This window comes from Micromonospora sp. NPDC093277, assembly GCF_044765245.1.
Lineage (GTDB): Bacteria > Actinomycetota > Actinomycetes > Mycobacteriales > Micromonosporaceae > Micromonospora.
The window spans coordinates 49,358-67,769 of sequence record NZ_JBIWJO010000003.1; the positions used below are offsets into that span (position 1 = coordinate 49,358).

General features: G+C 72.0%; 20 protein-coding genes and 1 tRNA gene. 16 read left to right on the top strand and 5 right to left on the bottom strand.

What is annotated here, in order from left to right:
- Window positions 1-24: 24 nt before the first annotated feature.
- Window positions 25-471: an SRPBCC family protein gene (locus ACIRG9_RS08200; RefSeq protein WP_046570642.1), complete on the top strand. Its 447-nt coding sequence runs from the start codon at window positions 25-27 to the stop codon at window positions 469-471.
- A gap of 86 nt (window positions 472-557) precedes the next feature.
- Here ACIRG9_RS08200 and ACIRG9_RS08205 read toward each other — a convergent pair whose 3' ends face one another.
- Window positions 558-1,097, bottom strand: coding sequence for a PadR family transcriptional regulator (locus tag ACIRG9_RS08205; protein ID WP_402852059.1), 540 nt, complete (start codon window positions 1,095-1,097; stop codon window positions 558-560).
- A 139-nt stretch (window positions 1,098-1,236) separates the two neighbouring features.
- Here ACIRG9_RS08205 and ACIRG9_RS08210 point away from each other — a divergent pair, with 139 nt between their 5' ends.
- From ACIRG9_RS08210 to ACIRG9_RS08220, 3 genes are read left to right on the top strand one after another with little or no spacing between them, the layout of a single operon-like run.
- Complete coding sequence (locus tag ACIRG9_RS08210) at window positions 1,237-1,515, top strand: alpha/beta fold hydrolase (protein ID WP_402852062.1); 279 nt, start codon at window positions 1,237-1,239, stop codon at window positions 1,513-1,515.
- On the top strand, window positions 1,509-1,652 hold the full coding sequence (locus ACIRG9_RS08215) for a hypothetical protein (RefSeq protein WP_402852065.1): 144 nt from the start codon (window positions 1,509-1,511) through the stop codon (window positions 1,650-1,652). Before ACIRG9_RS08210 ends, ACIRG9_RS08215 begins: the two co-directional genes overlap by 7 nt.
- Before the next feature lie 6 nt (window positions 1,653-1,658).
- Window positions 1,659-1,979 (top strand): alpha/beta fold hydrolase, encoded by a 321-nt coding sequence (locus ACIRG9_RS08220; protein WP_402852068.1) that lies wholly within the window; start codon window positions 1,659-1,661, stop codon window positions 1,977-1,979.
- Between the two features lie 203 nt (window positions 1,980-2,182).
- Here ACIRG9_RS08220 and aceE read toward each other — a convergent pair whose 3' ends face one another.
- On the bottom strand, window positions 2,183-4,927 hold the full coding sequence (gene aceE, locus ACIRG9_RS08225) for a pyruvate dehydrogenase (acetyl-transferring), homodimeric type (protein ID WP_402852071.1): 2,745 nt from the start codon (window positions 4,925-4,927) through the stop codon (window positions 2,183-2,185).
- 178 nt (window positions 4,928-5,105) lie between these two features.
- Between aceE and ACIRG9_RS08230 the strand changes: the two genes are divergently transcribed.
- The gene (locus tag ACIRG9_RS08230) at window positions 5,106-5,510 is read left to right on the top strand and encodes a secondary thiamine-phosphate synthase enzyme YjbQ (RefSeq protein ID WP_402852073.1); all 405 of its coding nucleotides are present in this window, start codon (window positions 5,106-5,108) and stop codon (window positions 5,508-5,510) included.
- Between the two features lie 31 nt (window positions 5,511-5,541).
- Here the strand turns inward: ACIRG9_RS08230 and ACIRG9_RS08235 are convergent, their stop codons facing one another.
- Window positions 5,542-6,129 (bottom strand): NADPH-dependent FMN reductase, encoded by a 588-nt coding sequence (locus ACIRG9_RS08235; protein ID WP_402852075.1) that lies wholly within the window; start codon window positions 6,127-6,129, stop codon window positions 5,542-5,544.
- Between the two features lie 94 nt (window positions 6,130-6,223).
- Here ACIRG9_RS08235 and ACIRG9_RS08240 point away from each other — a divergent pair, with 94 nt between their 5' ends.
- The 9 genes from ACIRG9_RS08240 to ACIRG9_RS08280 all read left to right on the top strand — a co-directional run bounded on the left by ACIRG9_RS08240 (window position 6,224) and on the right by ACIRG9_RS08280 (window position 14,628).
- Window positions 6,224-6,706 (top strand): MarR family winged helix-turn-helix transcriptional regulator, encoded by a 483-nt coding sequence (locus tag ACIRG9_RS08240; RefSeq protein ID WP_402852078.1) that lies wholly within the window; start codon window positions 6,224-6,226, stop codon window positions 6,704-6,706.
- Window positions 6,707-6,929: 223 nt separating this feature from the next.
- Window positions 6,930-9,506 carry a thiamine pyrophosphate-dependent enzyme gene (locus ACIRG9_RS08245; protein WP_402853019.1) on the top strand — a complete coding sequence of 859 codons (2,577 nt, stop codon included), beginning with the start codon at window positions 6,930-6,932 and terminating at the stop codon, window positions 9,504-9,506.
- A 112-nt stretch (window positions 9,507-9,618) separates the two neighbouring features.
- Window positions 9,619-10,056 (top strand): DUF3052 domain-containing protein, encoded by a 438-nt coding sequence (locus ACIRG9_RS08250; protein ID WP_402852081.1) that lies wholly within the window; start codon window positions 9,619-9,621, stop codon window positions 10,054-10,056.
- Between the two features lie 78 nt (window positions 10,057-10,134).
- Window positions 10,135-10,599, top strand: a complete 465-nt coding sequence (locus tag ACIRG9_RS08255; RefSeq protein WP_402852083.1) for a peroxiredoxin — start codon at window positions 10,135-10,137, stop codon at window positions 10,597-10,599.
- A gap of 84 nt (window positions 10,600-10,683) precedes the next feature.
- Window positions 10,684-10,758, top strand: a tRNA-Val gene (locus ACIRG9_RS08260).
- A 23-nt stretch (window positions 10,759-10,781) separates the two neighbouring features.
- Complete coding sequence (locus ACIRG9_RS08265) at window positions 10,782-11,294, top strand: GNAT family N-acetyltransferase (RefSeq protein WP_402852086.1); 513 nt, start codon at window positions 10,782-10,784, stop codon at window positions 11,292-11,294.
- 68 nt (window positions 11,295-11,362) lie between these two features.
- Window positions 11,363-11,980 (top strand): hypothetical protein, encoded by a 618-nt coding sequence (locus ACIRG9_RS08270; protein WP_402852089.1) that lies wholly within the window; start codon window positions 11,363-11,365, stop codon window positions 11,978-11,980.
- 251 nt (window positions 11,981-12,231) lie between these two features.
- Window positions 12,232-13,713, top strand: coding sequence for an NCS2 family permease (locus ACIRG9_RS08275; RefSeq protein WP_402852092.1), 1,482 nt, complete (start codon window positions 12,232-12,234; stop codon window positions 13,711-13,713).
- Window positions 13,714-13,830: 117 nt separating this feature from the next.
- A complete protein-coding gene (locus tag ACIRG9_RS08280; protein WP_402852094.1) occupies window positions 13,831-14,628 on the top strand; it encodes an alpha/beta fold hydrolase in 798 nt (265 codons plus the stop codon).
- A 224-nt stretch (window positions 14,629-14,852) separates the two neighbouring features.
- Here ACIRG9_RS08280 and ACIRG9_RS08285 read toward each other — a convergent pair whose 3' ends face one another.
- Both ACIRG9_RS08285 and ACIRG9_RS08290 read right to left on the bottom strand, forming a co-directional pair.
- Window positions 14,853-15,788, bottom strand: a complete 936-nt coding sequence (locus ACIRG9_RS08285) for a phosphotransferase family protein (protein WP_402852097.1) — start codon at window positions 15,786-15,788, stop codon at window positions 14,853-14,855.
- A gap of 41 nt (window positions 15,789-15,829) precedes the next feature.
- Window positions 15,830-16,414 (bottom strand): dihydrofolate reductase family protein, encoded by a 585-nt coding sequence (locus tag ACIRG9_RS08290; RefSeq protein WP_402852099.1) that lies wholly within the window; start codon window positions 16,412-16,414, stop codon window positions 15,830-15,832.
- A gap of 89 nt (window positions 16,415-16,503) precedes the next feature.
- Here ACIRG9_RS08290 and ACIRG9_RS08295 point away from each other — a divergent pair, with 89 nt between their 5' ends.
- Both ACIRG9_RS08295 and ACIRG9_RS08300 read left to right on the top strand, forming a co-directional pair.
- A complete protein-coding gene (locus tag ACIRG9_RS08295) occupies window positions 16,504-17,079 on the top strand; it encodes a TetR/AcrR family transcriptional regulator (RefSeq protein WP_402852102.1) in 576 nt (191 codons plus the stop codon).
- Between the two features lie 71 nt (window positions 17,080-17,150).
- Entirely contained in the window at window positions 17,151-18,314 is a 1,164-nt protein-coding gene (locus tag ACIRG9_RS08300) for a polysaccharide pyruvyl transferase family protein (protein WP_402852105.1), read from the top strand.
- The last annotated feature ends 98 nt before the right edge of the window (window positions 18,315-18,412 follow it).

Sequence of the window (18,412 nt, forward strand, 5' to 3'; positions counted from 1 at the left end):
TGGTTTAAGTGGGAGAAAGACAGAATGATCCTCGTGGAACGCAGTGCGCACGTGATGGCGCCGGTGGAAGCGGTCTGGGACGTCGTACAGCGGGCCGAGCAGTTGCCGGCCTGGCTGGCGGGGGTCCGTGCGGCCGAGGTCCTCTCTGGAGAGGGGTTCGGCCGGCGACAACTGGTCCAGGCCGGGCGCGGCGCGGCGCACGAGGCCGAGGTGATCGCCTACCAGGAGCCGACCCTGATCGGGTGGCGTGAGCGGGCCAAGGGCGCCGGTGCCCGGGCCGAGGCGCGCACCGAGATCTACGTACAGCTGACTCCGGACGAGGAGGAAGGCGGGACGGTCGTGCGGCTCATCGTCGTACGGTGGCCCGCCGGGCCGGTCAAGGCCGCTCTGCTCCGGCTCGGCCTGCGGCGGGTCGGCGCCGATCTGGAGGACTCGCTGGCCCGGCTGACCGACCTGGCCGCCGTCGGCTGACCGAGCCGGTCCCGGGCGTCGCCCGCGATGGTGATGGTCCGGCGTTCCCGCCAGGAACGCCGGACCATCGTTCACTGAGCCGTCGGTCAGTCGGCCCGCGCCGGCCCGCGCAGCTCGGCGATCGTCTCTCGCAGCCACTCCTGCTCGGCCCGGCTGATCGCTCGGGCCATCACCAGCATGCCGCGCCGGAACCGATCCTCCTGCTCGGCCGCGCGTTGCGGCCGGTCGCCGGCGTAGAAGAAGCTGGCCGGCTGGTCGAGGAAGGCCAACCGCCGCTCCAGCACCGCCGCCTGCGCCGCCGGATCGGCCACCTGCTCAAGGAACGCCAGCAGGGTGAAGAACCGGTTCTGGTCGGTGATGTCGAGTTCGGCCGGCTCACGCAGCCGCCGTCGCAGCTCCGCCCGACCCGCCCCGGTGAGCGTGAGGGTGTGCCGGGGTGCGGCCGCCGCCCCCGGCTCCCGCTGCCGGCTCACCAGGCCGGCCCGCTCCAACCGGTTGATCGCCGGGTAGAGGCTGCCGTCGCTCACCGGCCGGGCGTACCCGGCGAGCTGCGAGATGCGGGTCTTCAACTCGTACCCGTGCAGCGGTCCCTCGCCAAGGAACCCCAGAATGGCCAACTCCAGCACCCCCACATTCTGCCTTGCCCTCCGTCCCAGTACCTCGATACGGTGTACCTCGATTCGAGGCATTGGGGGGCGCGTGCGCGTTGAGGGATCCGGTGGGACCGGGCTGAACGTGGTTGACTTCGGGGGCGAGGGACCCGGCGTGCTGCTGCTGCACGGGCTCACCGGGCGGGCAGCGAACTGGACCGAGACCGCCCGCTGGCTGACCCGCCACGGCCACGTGATCGGCTACGACGCCCGCGGACACGGCCACAGTGACAAGCCCGACGGCCCGTACGACCGGGCGGCGTACGTGGGCGACGCGGCCGCGGTGATCGAGGCGCTCGACCTGGCGCCGGCACTGGTGATCGGGCACTCGATGGGCGGGCTCACCGCCTGGCAGCTCGCCGGGCCCGGCCGGACCTGGTCCGAGGCGTGGTGATCGGCGACATGAACCCGGTGACCCCGCCCGACATGCTCGCCCGCTGGCGGCGTTGGTTGGCCGACTGGCCGGTGCCGTTCCCGACCCTGGCCGACGTACGCGACTACTTCGGCGCCGAGCGTCGCACCGAGGGGTAGTCCTTCGTGGAGGTGATGGCCGAGGGCCCGGACGGATGGCGCCCGCTCGCCCGCCCCCAGCACCTGCTCGCCGCCCTGGCGCACTGGGCGGACCGCGACCACCGGCCGCAGCTCGCCGGCGTGCGGTGCCCGGCGTTGGTGGTCGCCGGGGCGGAGAGCGACCAGTCCGTCGACCGGCAGCGGGAGATGGCCGACCTGTTGCCCGACGGCCGTTTCGCGCTGGTCCCCGACGCGGGGCACGTCCTGTACTACGACAACCCGGCCGGTTGGCGGGCCGCCGTCGAGCCCTTCGTCGCCGCCCTGACCCCGACCCCCGCAACCCCGTAGCAAACACCCCTGCCCCCGCCCCCGCCCCCGCCCCCGCCCCTGCCCTCGTCCCGCTCCGGCCCGGCCGATCATGGACTTGTGGTGCCTGTCTCGTCACTTTTATGCTTTTTGTCTACCGCCACGACTCCATGATCGGCCCCGGGTTGGGCGGAAGACGGCGAAGGGCCCGGCGCGGGTGCGCCGGGCCCTTCGTGCCGGGTGGGTCAGCTGTCGCCGCCGGTCTCGCCGACCGGGGCGGCGTTGACGTCCTCCAGCGCGTACTTCTTGGCGGCCTCGGCCGGCACGTGGGCCGGCACCGCGCCGCGGAGGGCGAGCTGGCGCAGCGTCGCGACGGTCACCGACTCGGCGTCCACGTGGAAGTGCCGGCGCAGCGCGTGCCGGGTGTCCGACATGCCGAACCCGTCGGTGCCGAGCGAGGTGTAGTCGCCGGGTACCCAGCGGGCGATCAGGTCCGGCACCGCGCGCATCCAGTCGCTGACCGCGACCTTCGGCCCGTCGGCGTCGGCCAGCTTCCGCTGCACGTACGGCACCCGCTGCTCGGCGCCCGGGTTGAGCAGGTTGTGCTCCTCGCACTCCACCGCGTCCCGGCGGAGCTCGGTCCAGGAGGTCACCGACCAGACGTCGGCGGACACGCCCCAGTCCTCGGCGAGCAACTGCTGCGCCTTGAGCGCCCACTGCATGCCCGTGCCGGAAGCCAGCACGTTCGCCTTCGGCGCGTCGCCGCCGACCTGCGGGGCGGGGGAGTAGCGGTAGATGCCCTTGAGGATGCCCTCGACGTCCACACCCTGCGGCTCGGCCGGCTGGAAGATCGGCTCGTTGTAGACGGTGAGGTAGTAGAAGACGTTCTCCTGCGCCTCGCCGTACATCCGGTGCAGGCCGTTCTCCATGATGTGCGCGATCTCGAACGCGAACGCCGGATCGTACGCGACCACCGCCGGGTTGGTGGCGGCGATCAGCATCGAGTGGCCGTCCTCGTGCTGGAGGCCCTCACCGTTGAGCGTGGTCCGGCCGGCGGTCGCGCCGAGCAGGAAGCCCCGCGCCATCTGGTCGGCGGCGGCCCACAGCCCGTCGGCGGTCCGCTGGAACCCGAACATCGAGTAGAAGATGTACATCGGGATCATCGGCTCGCCGTGGATGGCGTACGAGGTGCCGGCGGCGGTGAACGAGGCGACCGAGCCGGCCTCGTTGATCCCCTCGTGCAGGATCTGGCCGCCGGTGGCCTCCTTGTAGGACAGGAACAGGTCCCGGTCCACCGAGGTGTAGCGCTGGCCGTGCGGCGAGTAGATCTTCGCGGTCGGGAAGAGCGAGTCCATGCCGAAGGTACGGGCCTCGTCCGGGATGATCGGCACCCAGCGCTTGCCGAACTCCTTGTCCTTCATCACGTCCTTGAGCAGGCGGACGAAGGCCATGGTGGTGGCCACCTTCTGCTTGCCCGAGCCGCGCTTGACGTCGGAGAACCGCTCGGTGCCCGGGATCTGCAGCTTCTTGTGTTGCGTGCGCCGGGTCGGCAGGTAGCCGCCGAGCTGCCGGCGTCGCTCGTGCAGGTATTCGATCTCCTCGGACTTCTCCCCGGGGTGGAAGTACGGCGGGAGGTAAGGGTTGTCCTCCAGCTGCTTGTCCGGGATGTCCAGGTAGAGCCGGTCGCGGAAGAGCTTCAGGTCCTCCAGCGTCAGCTTCTTCATCTGGTGGGTGGCGTTGCGGGCCTCGAAGTGCGAGCCCAGCGTCCAGCCCTTGATGGTCTTGGCCAGGATCACCGTCGGCTGTCCGGTGTGCTCCATCGCCGCCTTGTAGGCCCCGTAGAGCTTGCGGTAGTCGTGGCCACCCCGCTTGAGGTTCCAGATCTCGTCGTCGCTGAGGTGCTCGACCATCTTGCGGGTGCGCGGGTCGCGGCCGAAGAAGTGCTCCCGGACGTACGCCCCGGACTCCGCCTTGTAGGTCTGGTAGTCGCCGTCGGGCGTGGTGTTCATCAGGTTCACCAGGGCGCCGTCGGTGTCGGCCGCGAGCAGCGGGTCCCACTCCCGGCCCCAGACCACCTTGATGACGTTCCAGCCGGCGCCCCGGAAGAACGCCTCCAGCTCCTGCATGACCTTGCCGTTGCCCCGGACCGGGCCGTCCAGCCGCTGCAGGTTGCAGTTGATCACGAAGGTGAGGTTGTCCAGCTCCTCGCGGGCGGCCACGCCGATCGCGCCGAGCGACTCGACCTCGTCCATCTCACCGTCGCCGAGGAACGCCCAGACGTGCTGCTGGGAGGTGTCCTTGATGCCCCGGTGGTGCAGGTAGCGGTTGAACCGGGCCTGGTAGACCGCGTTGATCGGCCCGAGGCCCATCGAGACGGTGGGGAACTCCCAGAAGTCCGGCATCAGCCGCGGGTGCGGGTAGGAGGGCAGCCCGCCGCCCGGGTGGGACAGCTCCTGCCGGAAGCCGTCGAGCTGGTCGGCGCTGAGCCGGCCCTCGACGAAGGCCCGCGCGTACATGCCGGGGGAGGCGTGACCCTGGTAGAAGATGTGGTCGCCGCCACCCGGGTGCTCCTTGCCCCGGAAGAAGTGGTTGAAGCCCACCTCGTAGAGGGACGCGGAGCTGGCGAAGGTGGAGATGTGACCGCCCACGCCGATCTCGGGGCGCTGCGCCCGGTGCACCAGCATCGCGGCGTTCCACCGGATGTACGCCCGGATCCGCCGCTCGATGTGCTCGTCACCCGGGAACCACGGCTCGCGCTCCGGCGGGATGGTGTTGATGTAGTCGGTGGTGGTCAGTGACGGCACCCCGACCTGGCGCTCGCGGGCCCGCTCCAGCAGGCGCAGCATGACGTAGCGGGCGCGCTTTGTCCCGCGTTCGTCGATGACACCGTCGAGCGACTCGACCCATTCGCTGGTCTCTTCAGGGTCGATGTCCGGAAGCTGGCTCGGCAGACCAGCGGTGATCACCGGGCGCTTGCGTTCCGTAGCCACAGGCGTTCCCTCGGTTCTGTGTGGGATAGGTCTCTAGCGCCATCCTGCCCCCTGATGAGGCTTTCCGTCACGCCTCCCTCCCCCAGACGCGACGCTGAACACATGTACCGGCCAGTAACATTGTGTTATCCCGCTGGACGCGTTAACGGCGGGGCGCCGGGCGGGCCAGAATGCCGTTGTGCGTACCGATGTGATCACCGTCCAAACCGGGTCCCGGCCGGCCGTCCGGGACATCACCGCCGAGGCCGAGGCGTTCGTCTCCGGGCAGGGCGACGGCCTGCTGCACGTCTTCGTGCCGCACGCCACCGCCGGCCTGGCGATCATCGAGACCGGCTCGGGCTCCGACACCGACCTGCTGCGCGCCCTCGACGATCTGCTCCCCGCCGACGACCGCTGGCGGCACCGGCACGGCTCGCCCGGGCACGGCCGGGACCACGTGCTGCCCGCCTTCGTCCCCCCGTACGCGACCGTGCCGGTGCTCGACGGGCGGCTGGGGCTGGGCACCTGGCAGTCGATCTGCCTGGTCGACACCAACGGCGACAATCCCACCCGTACGGTCCGCTTCTCGTTCCTCCCGGGCTGACCCGCCGGCGGGGTCTCCCGGTGGCCGGGGATCACGCCGCGGCGGCCGCCAGCTGGGTGACCCGGATCTTCGTGGCCAGGGCGTCGAGGAGCGTGCGGAGCAGGGTCTCCGTGGTCTGGTCCCGGACGGTGCCGTCCTGGCCGAGCTTCTCGTGGGCGTTGGTCACGATGATCTCCGGCTTGGTGACCACGGCGGAGTCGGTCCAGAGGAAGAGCTGGCGGAGCTGGAGCTGGGCCCGGACGGTGCCCATCCCGGTCGGCGCGGCGCCGACGATGGCGATCGGCTTGTGGGCGAGGGGGGAGACCCACGAGGTGATCGGGAAGCTCGGCCGGGAGGCCCAGTCCAGGGCGTTCTTGAGTACGCCGGGAACCCCGTAGTTGTACTCCGGAGTGGCGATGAGCAGGGCGTCCGCGGCGGCGATCCGCTCCCGCAGGTCCACCACGGCGGCCGGTGGTACCTGCTCGACGTCCTCGTTGAACGGCGGGACGGCGCCGAGGCCGGCGTACGGCTCGATGGCCACGCCCGCCGGGGCGAGCCGCTGTGCCGCGCGGATGAGGGCGGTGTTGAACGACGCCTCGCGCAGGCTGCCGGAGAGGGCCAGGACGGAGTATTCGGACATGGTGCGCCTCCAGGTGACGGCGCTCGACGCGATTTGCGTGAGCTGCTAAACAGTGGAGCACCTCCATCATTGAACCGCAAGTACGATGTGAGACATGGCGCATTCCACCGTTCCCACCGCCGGCCCCGACGCGGGCGACCGCACCGGCCTGGCCGGGGACACCGTGCGCCGGATCCTGCACATCTCCGCCGCGATTCGGCACCACCAGGACGAGGAGATCGCCGGCCTGGGGCTCACCCCGGCCGCGGCCCGGGCCCTGCACGCGCTCGACCCCGACCACCCGCTGCCCGCCCGGGATCTCGCCGAGGAACTCGGCTGCGACCGGTCCAACGTCACCGCGCTGGTCGATCGGCTCGAGCAGGCGGGCCTGGTCGAGCGCCGGGTCGACCCGGCCGACCGGCGGCAGAAGACACTGGTGGTGACCGAGGCCGGCCGGCGCGTACGGGACCAGGTGTGGCAGGTGATGTCGGACTCCCGACTCCTCGGCGGCCTCACCACCGGAGAGCTCGCCACGCTGCGCGAGCTGGTCTGGAAGGTCTCCGACGGCGGCTGCCCGGAGACGTGCGGCGAAGGCTGAGCCCGGCTCGGCCCGATCGTGCCCGACTGGGCGACCTGAGCCTCCGTCGGTAATGCTGTCCGACGTGACCACCCCGCAAGATCTCGATGACCGGTTCCGGGCGGCGCTGGGCGCGCTCGGCGGGCCGGACCAGCGCCGTGACCTGGCCGAGTGGCTGCCCGACGGTGGACCGTTGACCGGAGCGCAGGCACTGGCCCTCTTCGACGCCCAGGCGACCAGCCGGCTGCTGGACCTCGCCGCCCGGTGGCTGCGCAGCTTCGGGGAGGGCTACTACACGATCGGCTCGGCCGGCCACGAGGGCAACGCCGCGGTCGCCGCCGCCCTGCGCCCGACCGACCCCGCCCTGCTGCACTACCGGTCCGGTGGCTTCTACTGCGTCCGGGCCGCCCAGGCGGCGGGCGGCTTCCCCGCCGCCCCCGAGGGGCGGCCGGACGGCGGCGACGACCCCGACGACGCCGAACCCGAGGCGTCCACGGACCCGGACAGGGCAGGCCCCGACCGCCCGGCGCCCACCCCCACCGCTGATCCGACCCTGGTCACCGATCCGTCGCCGGTCACCGACCCGTCCTCGGCGGACGGCCCGTCCTCTGTGGCCGGCCCTTTGTCGGAGCCGGACGCGGAGGTGCCCGCCGAGGTAGTGCCGGTGCCCGCCGAGGTCGCGCCCGACGCCGGTGGGCCGGCCCCCGGTGCCACGCCGGCCCGGTCGGGCGAGACCCCAGACGATCCCGAGTCCGTGGTGCCCCTGCCGACCGGCGCCGGGGTGACGGCGGTGGCCGACGGCGAGGCCGGGACCGGCCTGCCGGCGCTGCCCACACCGGACCCCGACGACGGGTACGTGCAGGCGGCGCGGGACGTGCTGCGCGGCGTGGTCGCCTCGGCGCGGGAGCCGATCGCCGGGGGCCGGCACAAGGTGTTCGGCCACGCCGACCTCGCGGTCATCCCGACGACCTCCACCATCGCGTCCCACCTGCCCCGGGCGGTCGGCATGGGGCTCGCCCTGGAACGGCTGCGCCGGGTCGGCGGTGGCCGGCGGCCCGGGGCGGCGGTTCCCGAGGCCGGCGGAGACGGCGCCGCCACCTCGCCGTGGCCGGCGGACGCGATCGTGGTCTGCTCGTTCGGGGACGCCTCGGTCAACCACGCCACCGCCACCGCCGCGTTCAACACGGCGGGCTGGTACGACCACACCGGGCTGCGTATCCCGGTCCTGTTCGTCTGCGAGGACAACGGACTCGGCATCAGCGTGCGCTCGCCGAAGGGCTGGGTCGAGGCGACGCTGCGGGCCAGGCCGGGGATCCGGTACTTCACCGCCGACGGCACCGATCCGGTCGAGACGTACCGGGTGGCGGAGCAGGCGGCGGGCTGGGTGCGCCGGCACCGGCGGCCGGCGGTGCTGCACCTGACCACCGTACGGCTGATGGGTCACGCCGGGGCCGACGCGGAGACCGCGTACCGGAGCCCGGCCGAGATCTCCGCGGACCTGGCGCGTGATCCGTTGCTGGCCACGGCGCGGCTGCTGGTGGCAACGGGCTACGCCACCGGCGAGGAACTGCTGGCCCGGTACGACGAGCGCGGCTGGCAGGTCCGCCGGATCGCCGAGGAGGTGCTCGACGAGCCGAAGCTGGCGTCCCCCGCCGAGGTGGTGGCGGAGCTGGCCCCGCGCCGGCCGGCCCGGCTCTCCCGGGCGCTGGCCGACGCGGCGGCCCGCGCGGCCGGGCCGAACGCGGGCGCCCGGGCCGAGGCGTTCGGCGGCAAGCCGCCGGAGCTGGCCGGGCCGCTGACCCTGGCGCAGAGCATCAACGCGGCGCTCGCCGACGGGATGCTGGACCACCCGGGGATGGCCGTCTTCGGCGAGGACGTCGCCGCCAAGGGCGGCGTGTACGGGGTGACGAAGGGGCTGCGGGACAGGTTCGGGGCGGCCCGGGTCTTCGACACGCTGCTCGACGAGACCTCGATCCTCGGGCTCGGGCTGGGCGCCGGCGTCGCCGGGATGCTGCCGGTGCCGGAGATTCAATACCTGGCGTACCTGCACAACGCCGAGGACCAGCTCCGGGGCGAGGCCGCGACCATGCGGTTCTTCTCCCGCGGGGCGTACCGGAACCCGATGGTGGTACGGGTGGCCGGGCTGGCGTACCAGGAGGGGTTCGGCGGGCACTTCCACAACGACAACTCGGTGGCCGTACTCCGGGACGTGCCGGGGCTGGTGATCGCGGTGCCGGCGCGGCCGGACGACGCCGCGCCGATGCTGCGGACGTGCCTGGCCGCCGCGGCAGTGGACGGGAGCGTCTGCGCGTTCCTGGAGCCGATCGCGCTCTATCACACCCGTGACCTGTACGCGGACGGCGACGGCGAGTGGCTGGACGAGTACGCCGGGCCGGGCGCCTGGGCCGCACGCCACGTGCCGATCGGTCGGGCCCGGGTGTACGGGGTGGGCTCGGCCGAGGACCTCACCATCATCACCTTCGGGAACGGGGTGCGGATGTCGCTGCGGGCCGCGGCCACCCTCGCCGACGAGGGGATCGGCAGCCGGGTGGTGGACCTGCGCTGGCTCGCCCCGCTGCCGGTGGCCGACATCGTCCGGGAGTCCTCGGCCACCGGGCGGGTGCTGGTCGTGGACGAGACCCGCCGTTCGGGTGGGGTGGGCGAGGGGGTGATCGCCGCTCTGGTGGACGGCGGATACGTCGGTGCGGCGCGACGTGTGGCGGGACTTGACTGTTTTGTACCATTAGGTCCGGCGGCCCGTCAGGTTCTGGTCTCCGAGGAGGCCATTACCCAGGGTGCCCGTACCTTGCTGGCACGGTAAATTCCGTTCCACCCGGTGCGCCACTTGCGCGGGGGGCCACAAACTGTGTGGACTTGGCGCGACGGCGTCGGACGACGCCACGAGCAGGGATGAGATGAGGAGGCACGCGACAGTGAGCGCGACCGCTGGTCAGGCCGCCGACGGGGTACGCAGTCTGGCGGACCGGTTCGGGATCGAGCCGGGGATGGTCGTCATGGAGATGGGCTACGACGACGACGTCGACCAGGATCTCCGGGACGCCCTGACCGACCGCTGTGGAGAGCTGGTCGACGAGGACACCGACGAGGTGGTCGACGCGGTTCTCGTCTGGTACCGAGAGGGCGACGGCGACCTCTTCGAGATCCTCGTCGACGCACTCGGGCCGCTGGCCGACAACGGGGTGGTCTGGCTCCTGACGCCCAAGGCCGGCCGGGACGGTCACGTCGAGCCGAGCGAGGTCGCGGAGAGCGCCCAGACCGCCGGCCTCCAGCAGACCTCGACGATCAACGCGGGTCGGGACTGGAGCGGCGCCCGGCTCGTGCTCCGGCGCGGGTCGAAGAGCCGGAAGTAGTCCCCGTACGCCACCCGGCGGCGCCCGTCGCCGGGTGTGGCAGGCTGATCACCTCCAGACTCGACCCAAGGAGTTTGTATGCCCATCGAGGTTGGCGCCGAGGCGCCGGACTTCGTGCTCAAGGACCAGAACAACCAGGAGGTTCGGCTCTCCGACTTCCGCGGCAGGCGGACCGTGCTCCTGGTGTTCTACCCGCTCGCCTTCACCGGCATCTGCCAGGGCGAGCTCTGCGAGGTGCGGGACAACCTCAACGAGTACGTCAACGACGACGTCCAGGTGCTGACCGTCAGCGTCGACTCGGTGTACGCCCACAAGATCTGGGCCGACCGTGAGGGCTACGAGTTCCCGATGCTGGCCGACTTCTGGCCGCACGGCGCGGTGGCCCAGGCGTACGGCGTCTTCAACGACGTCGCGGGCATCGCCAACCGGGGCACCTTCGTGATCGACAAGGCCGGCGTGGTCCGGTTCGCCGAGATGAACCTGCCCGGCGAGGCCCGGGACCAGCAGGGCTGGCGCAAGGCCCTGGCCGAAGCCGTCGCCTGATCCCACGTTCAGGTACGCCGTTCGACCGGACCGGAGGCCGGCAGGTAAGCTTGCCGGACCTCCGGCCCGCCGTACGGGCGTTCCGGGCGCGTAGCTCAGTGGGAGAGCACCCGCCTTACAAGCGGGGGGTCGCAGGTTCGAAACCTGCCGCGCCCACCATCAGTTGCTCGGACAATCTGATCATGAATGACCTCAGGATCCGCGACCGGACTGCCGCCGACCTGCCGCACTGTGTCGCGATCCTCGCGGCGGTGCATCGCCTCGACCACTACCCGCTGAACTGGCCGGACGACCCGCAACCATGGCTGTCGCCGGCCAACGCCCTCCATGCCTGGGTCGCGGAGACGGCACGAGGCCACATCGTCGGCCATGTCGCCGTTCACCGCGTCGATTCCGCCACGGCCCCTGCCTCGATGCCCACAGCCGAGGTCAGCCGCCTGTTCGTCACGCCGGACGCCCGCGGGTGCCACGTCGGGTCCCAGCTCCTGACCCACGCCCGCGAATGGGCCGTCGGACGCCGGCTCCAGCTCGTCCTGGAGGTCGTCGACCACCAATGCTCCGGCCCCGCCATCACCCTCTACGAACGCGCCGGCTGGCGGCACACCGACACGACCGCCGCCACCTGGACCGGCCCGGAAGGCGTCCCCGTCCGGTTGCGCCGATACACCCTCACCGAGGACGCGCCCCCCACGTGATTACGCGCGCGTTCCGTCTCGACACCCCGAGTTGACGGGTTCCCTAGGGTGTAGGCGGGAGGTCGGCGATGCGGAGAGAGGTGGGCGCCCTCGCGGGCGTCACCGCGCTTCTGATGGTCGGCGGTTGCACGCCGGAGGACCGTGCCGACCGGCCGGCGGCGGCGACGGTCGCCAGCCCGTCGGTCACCGCCAGCCTCGCGATTGACGCCGCCACCATGGCAAGAGGCCCCGAGGCGGACGAGGTTCCCCGGCCGGTCAGCTGCGAGCCCGGCGAGGCACACATGATCGAGCCGACGCCGACCCCGCCCGGCCCCGATGACGTCCTCGCCGGTCCGGTCATGTGGCGGGGCCTGAAGGCGATGGCGACCGGAGACCCCGCCGCCTTCGGCTACCAGGACGCCGACGGCAGCCACTACAAGGTCGGGGTGGGCATCCGGGCCGGCGCGACCGCGACCGTCATGATCGGCCCGGAGGCTCGCGGCTACGCCGGCCTGAAGTACGGCCAGGCGTGGGACTTCCGGCCGGTGGAAGGGGTACGGTTCTCCGCCTGTCCGGAGGGCGACACCTGGTTCGTCGGCGGGTTCTTCGTCAAGGGGCGCCGATGCGTGCCACTGGACATCACGGCCGAGGGCGACCGGCCGGTACGGGTCGTCGTGTCGCTCTTCGCCGGACCCTGCCCCAGCTGACCGTGGCGTGACCTTGCCCACCCTCCGTGCGGCGGTAAGGGGATGGGCAGGTCATCTCCCGTTACCCGGCGGTTAAGCTGGAGGCGCGAAGTCGCTCCCCCCGACCGGGGTGCGGCTTCGTAGTGCTTCACGGGATCCGTGTAGCCCAGCCGTTCCGACGTTCTCCGGGCCAACCGAATCGGGACGACTGCAACCCCCGCCGCCCGACCGGCACATCCGGCGGGCCAACCCGGAACGGAGTAAGCCACGCCATGAGCGTGACTATGCAGGAACCTGCTGCCCCCGTCGAGTCGGCGGCTCCCGCCGAACGCGGCCGCATCGACCGCTTCTTCGAGATCACCCGCCGGGGCTCGACGGTCAAGCGCGAGGTGCTCGCCGGGATCACCACCTTCGCGACGATGGCGTACATCGTCGTGCTCAACCCGCTGATCATCGGAACCGCGCCGGACGTCAACGGCAACATGCTCGGCATGGGAGCGGTCGCCGGGGTGACCGCGCTGGTCGCGGCGGTAATGACGATCATGATGGGGATCGTCGGCCGGGTGCCGTTCGGGGTGGCGACCGGACTCGGTCTCAACGCCTTCGTCGCGTACGCCGTGGCCTCCCAGATGACCTGGGCCGAGGCGATGGGCCTGGTCGTCATCGAGGGTCTGATCATCACCGTGCTGGTGCTGACCGGCTTCCGGAAGGCCGTCTTCCGGGCCATCCCGGCCGAGCTGAAGGCGGCCATCGCCGCCGGCATCGGCCTGTTCATCGCGCTGATCGGCTTCGTCGACGGCGGTTTCGTCCGGGCCGGCACCGGCGTGCCGCTGCAGCTCGGCTCGGGCGCCAACGGCACGCTGCACGGCTGGCCCACGATCGTCTTCCTGGTCGGCCTGCTGGTCACCGGCATCCTGGTCGCCCGCAAGGTGAAGGCCGGCGTGCTGATCGGCATCGTCGCCACCACGGTCGTCGCCGTGATCGTCAACGCCCTCGCCAAGCCCGGCGGGGCGATCGTGGACGGCCAGCCCAACCCGGACGGGTGGCGGCTCAACGTGCCGACCCTGCCGGACCCGCTCTGGCAGAAGCCCGACCTGCACCTGCTCGGCAACGTGTCGTTCGGCTCGTTCGCGCACGTCGGCGTGATGACCGCGCTGCTACTGGTCTTCACCCTGGTGCTCGCCGACTTCTTCGACGTGATGGGCACGACCGTCGGCCTGGCCAAGCAGGCCGGCCTGACCAACGCGGACGGCACCGACATGCCCCGGCTGGGCAAGGTGCTCTTCGTCGACGGTGTCGCCGCGGTCGCCGGTGGCGCGGGCAGCGCCTCCTCGGCCACCACCTACGTCGAGTCCTCCTCCGGCATCGCCGACGGTGGGCGTACCGGCCTCACCAGCGTGGTCACCGGTGTGCTCTTCCTCGGCGCGCTGCTGCTCACCCCGCTGGTGCTGCTGGTGCCGAGTGAGGCCGCCGGCCCGGCCCTCGTCATCGTCGGCGCGCTGATGATCCGCCAGGTCAAGGACATCGACCTCACCGACGTGGGCGTCGCGGTCCCGGCGTTCCTGACCATGACCCTCATGCCGTTCACCTACTCGATCACCAACGGCATCGGCGCCGGCTTCGTCAGCTGGGTGGCGATCCGGGTGGCGCAGGGCAAGGCCCGGACCATCCACCCGCTGATGTGGGCGGTCTCCGCCGCGTTCGTGATCTACTTCGGGATCAACCTGGTCAAGGCGGTCACCGGCGTCAGCTGACCGGATCCTCGTCGCGCCCCCGCTGCCCGTTGGCCCGAGGCAGCGGGGGCGCGGCGTATCCGGATCACGTGTCGGATCGGCTCGTTGTACCGGTACGCCAGGACGAGAGGGGGCGGCATGGGCTACGCGGACGTCAACGGGGTCCGGCTCTGGTACGAGGTCCACGGGACCGGCCGGCCGCTGGTGCTGCTGCACGGCGGCTACGGGTCGGCGGAGATGTTCGACCCGATCCGGCCCGCGCTGGCCGCCCGCCGGCAGGTGATCTCGGTCGACCTCCAGGGCCACGGCCGCACCGCCGACGTCGACCGTCCGCTGCGCTACGAGTCGATGGCCGACGACCTCGGGGCGCTGCTGCGCCATCTCGACCTACCCGAGGCCGACGTGCTGGGCTACTCGCTCGGCGGCGGGGTGGCCCTGCGTACCGCGATCCAGCATCCCGGCCAGGTCCGCCGCCTGGTGCTGGTCTCCACCCCGTTCCGGCGGCGGGGCTGGTACCCGGCGGTGCTGGCCGCGATGGCGGCCCAGGACGAGCGGGTGGCCGAGCAGATGCGCGGCACCCCGCCCCACGAGCTGTACGAGCGGTTGGCGCCCCGCCCGCAGGACTGGCCGACGCTCTGGGCCAAGACCGGCGAGCTGCAGCGCCACGACTACGACTGGTCCGCCGAGGTGGCCGCCCTCGCCCTGCCGGTGCTGCTGGTCTACGCCGACGCCGACTCGATCCCGGTCGGTCACATGGCGGAGTTCTTCGGGCTGCTCGGCGGCGGGCACCGGGACGCCGGCGGGGACGGCACCGACCGGCCGGCGTCCCGGCTGGCCGTGCTGCCCGGCCTGACCCACTACGACATCGTCGGGTCACCGGCGCTGCCCGCCGCCGTCCTGCCCTTCCTCACCCACGAGGTCCGCACGCCCGCCTGACCGCCCCTTGCCGACACCGTCCGAGGGCCTTGATCGTTGGCAGCTCAGCAATCCGACACGCCGAGGGCCTTGATCGTTGGCAGCTCAGCAATCCGACGCGCCGAGAAGAACGCAGCCCGTGCGCCAAGGATCATGAATCTCCCGCCGGCGTGATCTGCAACAGGGAGGGCTTCGGCGGCCATAGTGGGCCCCTTCGGCGCGCGACAGGCGATCCGGGTTACCGATCAGGGCAGCCGGCGGTCCAGCCAGCGCAGCAGCGCGTCGCCCTGGGCGCGCTGGAACGCCCGAACGGTGGGGATGCCGGTCGGCGGTGGGAGCCGGGATCCGTCGAGGAAGAACCCGGTGAACCCGGCCAGTACGCCGGTCAGGTCGGCCGGGTCCACCCCGGCGGCGAGCGGCAGGTCGCGCAGCAGCGCCTCGGGGTCGTGCCCGCCGTACACCTGCACGTTGATCAGGATCATCAGGCTGTCCAGCCAGGCCGACCCCCGGCAGGCCCACGGCCAGTCGACCACGTTGACCGTTCCGTCGGGGCTGATCAGCAGGTTGTCGGCGCGAATGTCGAGGTGGCACAGGGTCTCGCCGGCCAGCGCCGTCAGCCCCCGGTCGGCTGCGGCGCACAGCTCGGCCAGCCGCGGCCGGGCCCACGGGTCCAGGTCGACCGGCGGATCCTCGGCGATCCGCCGCCAGCCGGCGAAGTCCCGCGCGAGTTGCTCGGTGGCCGTGGGCGCCACCGCGATCGACGTCGGCGTGAGGGCGTCGGCCATCGCCTCCAGGGTGGACAGCACGGCCGCCAGCTCGCCGGCCGCCCAGGGGGTCACCGGGGGCCGGCCCTCGACGTCGGCGAAGACCAGTGCCACCCAGTCGCCGTCGTCATAGCTGCCGAGCAGTCGGGGCGCGGGCGCAGCCGACGGCAGCGCGGCGGCGATCTGCGCCTCCACGCGGTGCAGCCGGGGGCTGTGTTCGTTCTGCGCCGGGCTGACCGCCTTGACGAAGGCCCGTCCACCACCGGCGGTGCGTACCCGGTCGGCGGTGCCGGGGGAGAAGCCGCCCTGCTGCGAGACGGCCTCCACCACCCGGTCGCCGAGGATCTCCTCGACGGTAGCCCGGACCGGGGCCGGCAGGTCGCTCCAGCGGATCCGGCTCTTCGTCGCGCTCGTCACAGGTCCACCGTGCGATGCCGGCCCGGCTCGGAGCAATCCGATTACCGCATCCCGGCGGTGTAGCGGAGGAGGACGAGCCCGCTGTCGAACGGGCATGCCTCGACCAGGGTGAACCGGTGCGGGGCGAATTCCCGGTTGGCCAGCGGAACGCCGCTGCCGGCCACGATCGGGTTCAGTTTGACCACCAGTTCGTCCACCTCGCCGAGGAGCTGGCCGGCGAGCTGGCCGCCTCCGCAGAGCCAGATGTCCCCGCCGGGCTGCCGCTTCAGGTCGCGGACGAAGGTCACCGGGTCGGCGTCGACGATCTCCACCTGCGGGTCCTCGGACGGGGGCAGCGATCGGGAGAAGACGTACTGCTTCAGGTGGGCGTACGGGCTGGTGACGCCGAGCTTCAGCGCCGGGTCGTAGGTGCTGCGGCCCATCACCAGCGCATCGAAGCGGCCGGCGGGCGGCGAATCGATGCCGAGCTGGGTGTGGGCGAAGGTGGGGAAGGTCTGCGGCCATTCGGCGGCCAGGTGGGCCAGCACGTCCGGCTCCGGCATCAGGGGAAAGAAGTCGTAGGACCCGTCGGGGGCGGCGATGAAGCCGTCGAGGGTGCTGGCGACGTAGTACACGAGCTCGCGCAAATCGGCTCCGAAGATCGGCTTAACCACGACGGCTGTCGTGGTCGGATCGAATGTACAACACCTGTCGTGGTTATTGCTAGGGTGGGTCGGTGGCCAGGAACCCGGAACGACGCAACCTCCTCGCCGACGCCGGGCTGCGGGTCCTCGCCGCGTCCGGCGCGCGCGGGCTCACCCACCGCGCGGTCGACGCCGAGGCCGGCGTGCCGGTCGGCACCGCCTCCAACTACTTCCCGTCCCGGGCCGCGCTGCTCGCCGGCCTCGCCGAGCGGATCTTCGAGCGGATGGCGCCCGACCCGGTGGTCCTGGCCGACCTCGGGCGGCGCGAACCATCGCTCGCCCTGGTCACCGACTATCTGCGGTACGTCGTCGAGCGCACCACCCGGGAACCCGAGCTCACCCGGGCGCTGTTCGAGCTGCGGTTGGAGGCGTCCCGCCGGCCCGAACTGCGTCGTGCCCTCGGCGACGTGCTCCGCCGGGGGTACGCCGACGACGTCGCGTTCCACGTCGCGGCCGGGCTGCCCGGCGGCGCGTTCGAGGTGGCCCTGCTGCACTACGCGGTGGACGGGCTTCTGCTCGACCGGTTGACCACCTCGATCGACGCCGGGTTCGACATCGACCAGGTGGTTTCCGCCCTGGTCTCCCGTCTCGTCGGCGCGGGCGGCTGACCCCTACCCCCAGGTATGTCCACCGGTGCAGCGGGAAACCGGCACGGAACGGGGCTGGGGAGGGGCGACGGATGACGGATGACGCCGGACTGACCATCGGCGTGCTCGGCTCGTACGGCGGCCGCAACCTCGGCGACGAGGCGATCCTCACCGGTCTCCTGTCCGACCTGCGGCAGCTGGAGCCGAATGCCCGGATCATTGTGTTCTCCCGGAACCCGGCGCACACCGCGATGGCCCACCCGGACGTGGAGGCGGTGCCCTGGGAGGGCGTCAGCCGCGCCGACTCGTCGCTGATCCTGGCCGACCTCGACCTGCTCATCCTGGGCGGCGGCGGCATCCTCTACAACCGTGAGGCCCGCCGCTACCTACGGGTGGTCCGGGTCGCCCAGGAGCGGGGGCTGCCGCTGCTCACGTACGCGGTGGGTGTCGGGCCGCTCAGCGACGGCGTGGACACGGGGATGGTGCGGGAGACCCTGGCCGGGGCGACCGAGGTGACCGTACGGGACCAGGAGTCCCGGATGGTGCTGGAGGAGGCCGGCCTGCTGAACCCGATCACCGTCACCGCCGACCCCGCGTTCCTGCTGGAACCGGAGGACTTCCCGGACAGTTGGCTGCGTGAGGAGGGCGTCCCGGCGGGCAAGCGGCTGGTCGGGCTGAGCGTACGCGAGCCGGGCCGGGCCGCGGAGCGCCTCGACATCGACGGCTACCACCGGCTGCTCGCCCAGATCGGCGACTTCCTGGTGCACCGGATCGACGCGTACGTGCTCTTCGTCCCGATGGAACGCGACGACATCCGGCACTCGCACGGGGTGATGTCGCACATGACCGCCGCTGAGCGGGGGCGCGTGCTGAACGGCGACTATTCGCCCCGGCAGATCCTCGGCCTGATGCGCCACTTCGACCTGGCGGTCGGCATGCGGCTGCACTTCCTGATCTTCGCCGCCATGGTCGGTACGCCGTTCCTGCCCCTGCCGTACGCCGGGAAGGTCTTCGACCTGGCCCAGCGGCTCGGCGTGCCGGCGCTGCGTGGCGTGGAACGCGAGGTGGAGGGCCCGCTGCTGGCCGAGGTGGACCGGCTGTGGGACGAGCGGGACTCGCGGGCGGAGGAGACCGCCCGAATGGTGGCGAAGGTGTGCGACGAGGCCCGGGCCACCTCCCAGGTCACCCGGGGCGTGCTGGACAGCATCCGTTCGCGGACCCTGTCCCGGGCCTCCGAGGCGCAGGTCCCGCACTGAGGCGCCAGCGCGGTGTCGGGACGGTGGGTCAGCCGGGTCGATGCCGGTTCAGACCGCCGGGCGGCGCCAGCGCGGTGCCGGGGACGGTGGGTCAGCCG